This window comes from Caulobacter sp. DWR1-3-2b1 (assembly GCF_049895765.1).
Lineage (GTDB): Bacteria > Pseudomonadota > Alphaproteobacteria > Caulobacterales > Caulobacteraceae > Caulobacter.
The window spans coordinates 1-3,078 of sequence record NZ_JAFCSZ010000064.1 but is presented as its reverse complement, the minus strand read 5'-3'; the positions used below and the strand labels follow the sequence as shown (position 1 = coordinate 3,078).

2 protein-coding genes and 1 pseudogene are annotated in these 3,078 nt (G+C 63.4%); all 3 read left to right on the top strand.

Annotated elements, in window-relative coordinates; genetic code table 11:
* The first annotated feature begins 271 nt into the window (after positions 1-271).
* Positions 272-1,564 carry an SDR family oxidoreductase gene (locus ACP69S_RS21940; protein WP_426000830.1) on the top strand — a complete coding sequence of 431 codons (1,293 nt, stop codon included), beginning with the start codon at positions 272-274 and terminating at the stop codon, positions 1,562-1,564.
* Positions 1,564-2,034 carry a DUF2269 family protein gene (locus ACP69S_RS21935; protein ID WP_426000828.1) on the top strand — a complete coding sequence of 157 codons (471 nt, stop codon included), beginning with the start codon at positions 1,564-1,566 and terminating at the stop codon, positions 2,032-2,034. The genes ACP69S_RS21940 and ACP69S_RS21935 overlap by 1 nt, the downstream gene beginning before the upstream one ends.
* 167 nt (positions 2,035-2,201) lie before the next feature.
* A pseudogene (locus ACP69S_RS21930) lies at positions 2,202-2,826 on the top strand (tyrosine-type recombinase/integrase).
* The last annotated feature ends 252 nt before the right edge of the window (positions 2,827-3,078 follow it).

The window sequence follows — 3,078 nt, the reverse complement described above, 5'->3', positions numbered from 1 at the left end:
GCGACGCAGCGGGTGGATCGCGTCTTCGGGCATCACTCGTCTCCTGTCTCGAGGAGGACGTGGCCGACCCACGCTCCTCTTCAAACAGGAGAACCCCGCCGCTCATCTTCGACGAACAAACACCCTTCCCGCGCTAGCGGGTTAGTACTTTGGCGCTGCGCCGCCGATGCTGGGGACACGCCTATTGTCAGGGCAGGGTGGGTGGACCAACGCTTGAGCAACGTCGCCCGTGATGCTTCCCCCTCCAACGTTGAGACGCTAAGCGTCGCAAATGCGTATCGCGATTATCGGAGCCTATGGGCTCATCGGCTCATATGTGTCCGCGCGGCTCGTGGTCGACGGTCACCAAGTGGTCGGGATCGGCCGCGAGATCGAAGCTGCCCGCCTTCGCTTTACGGCCTTGGACTGGAAGCGCGCCGATCTCGCCACCGCCACCGTCGAGGAATGGGGCAGTCTGCTCGCCGGCATGGAGGCCGTGATCAATTGCGCTGGCGCCCTGCAGAACAGCCCCCGCGACAACCTACAGGCAGTTCATGTCGACGGCGTCGGTCGCCTGATCCAGGCCTGCGAAAGGGTTGGCGTCCGCCGCCTGGTCCAGATCTCGGCGGCAGGGGTTGGGCCCGAGCGAACCACCTCCTTCAACACTACAAAGCTGAAGGCCGAGGAAATGCTCGCCCAAAGCAGGCTGGACTGGATCATCCTCCGCCCCGGCCTTGTCTTCGCGCCAGCAGCATACGGGGGGACGGCCTTGCTGCGCGGCTTGGCGGGATTTCCCGGTCTCAACCCCGTGGTCCACGGCGACAGCCTGGTGCAGACTATCGGGGCCGAGGATCTCGCCATCGCGGTCGCCCGCTGCGTGGCTACCGACGCCCCAATGCGCGTCTCTCTGGACCTGGTTCACGCGGAGGCGCTGACACTGGTCGATCTGGTCGGCCGTCTCCGCGGCTGGCTTGGACTGCGGCCCGCGCCCAACGTTCACCTGCCGATTGTCCTGGCACGCGCGACCGCCGCCGCCAGCGACGGCTTAGCCTGGCTGGGCTGGCGCAGCCCCATGCGCACCGCCGCTCTGGAGCAGTTGCGTATGGGCGTGCGTGGGCGGGCCGAGGACGCAGCGCATCTGGGACTGGCGCCTCGATCCTTCGACGCTCTTCTGGCCGCTACGCCTTCGGGCGTGCAGGAGCGTTGGTTCGCCCGGGCCTATTTCGCCAAGCCCGCCATCCTGGTCTGCCTATTCGCGTTCTGGCTGATGTCGGGGTTTATCGGCCTGACGGTTGGTTTCGAGGCGGCCACTGCCGTCCTGACCGCCTCAGGCATGGATGCGGGACTGGCGTCTGGAGCGGTGATCGCTGGCAGTCTGGTCGACATCGCATTGGCCCTGCTGCTGATCTGGCGCCCGACCGCCGCGCGTGCCTTGCAAGGCATGTTGCTGGTGACGGCCGGCTATCTGCTTGGCGGCGCCATGGTGCGCCCTGACCTGTGGCTTGATCCTATGGGGCCGCTGCTGAAGAGCATCCCTGCCGCGTTTCTGGCCTTGGCGGCCTTGACCACACTGGACGAACGTTGATGGACCTCTACACGCTTCTCAAGGTCGCCCATGTGATCGGCGCGACCGTGCTGTTGGGCACTGGGGCGGGCATCGCCTTTTTCATGCTGGTGACCCATCGCACGCGAGACCCGGCCCTTATCGCTCACACAGCCAGGACCGTGGTTCTGGCTGACACCGTGTTCACAGCCTCGGCGGTGATCCTGCAACCTCTCACCGGCGCGGGCCTGGCTCACCTTGCCGGCTATCCGTTGCTGTCGGGGTGGATTGGTCTGAGCTTGGCGCTTTATGTCGTTACGGGCCTATGCTGGCTGCCGGTTGTCTGGATCCAGATCCGTCTTCGGGATTTGGCCATCAAGGCCGTGGCCACCGGCACCCCCTTGCCCGAGCTCTATTTTCACCTTTTCCGGCTGTGGTTCGTCCTGGGGTTTCCAGCCTTCGCGGCCGTGACAGGCATTGTCTGGCTGATGGTGGCCAAGCCGTCTTTGTGAACTTGCGGCGCGGAAACTCGAACTCCCGCTCAGGGTCGATCTCGGCGCTACGCCTGGCGATCTGAATCTCCGGCTCCTGGAGGCGCGCTAACGTCAGCAAATGGCGCTGAACGCTGAAAACGGGTGTAGAGTGGTCAGGAGGGACGTTGGCACGCTGGAGGGGTGAGATGGCTCAGCTCGACCTTTTTCTTTCGCCTAAGCAACCCTGGAACCATCGCCGGCTCATAGGCCCGAAGCCGCCTTTTAAGCCCAAGCACGTTTGGGGTATCAGGCAGCAATTAAAGACCGCGGGGCGTGTTCGGGATCTCGCGCTATTCAACTGTGCGATCGATGCAAAGCTTCGCGGATGCGACCTCGTCAAGCTGGGGATTTGCGATGTCGCCCCAGGTGGCTCGCTGCGCGCACGCCATGGTCATCCAGCAGAAGACGGGCCAGCCGGTGCCGTTCGAGATCACCGAGCCGACGCGAGACTCCTTGGCGATCTGGTTGCAGCGGCGCGGGCGCCGAACTGGCGACTGGCTCTTCCCAAGCCGGTCTCGGCCTGGCGAGCACATCACGACCCGGCAATATGCTCGGCTCGTGAATCACTGGGTGGCGATAATCGACCTAGAGCCGTGCGCCTACGGAACGCATAGCCTGCGCAGAACCAAGGTGGCGTTGATCTACAAGAAGACCGGCAACCTCCGAGCCTGCCAACTCTTGCTTGGCCATCGAAAACTGGAAAGCACCGTGCGCTATCTCGGGATCGAAGTGGACGATGCGCTGGAGATGTCAGAGCAGATCGACCTCTGAAGTCACTTCACCGCTTGTTGAGGTCGTGGGTGCGTCGGACTTTTGCTCTGACCACTCCCGAGCCCTTTCTAGGAAATACTCTCTGAGCGCAGCCCGCTGATCTGCGGGGCTAAGAGGCTGACCCGAAATGAACTTGGGTGATTTCAGTCACTTGTGATTCTGTTGGAGATGCGAACCAACAACGGAATTTGACGTGTGGACCGAAACCACCCGGCGCAAGCATGCCCGAAAGGGCCTGCGGTATTCAAGCGA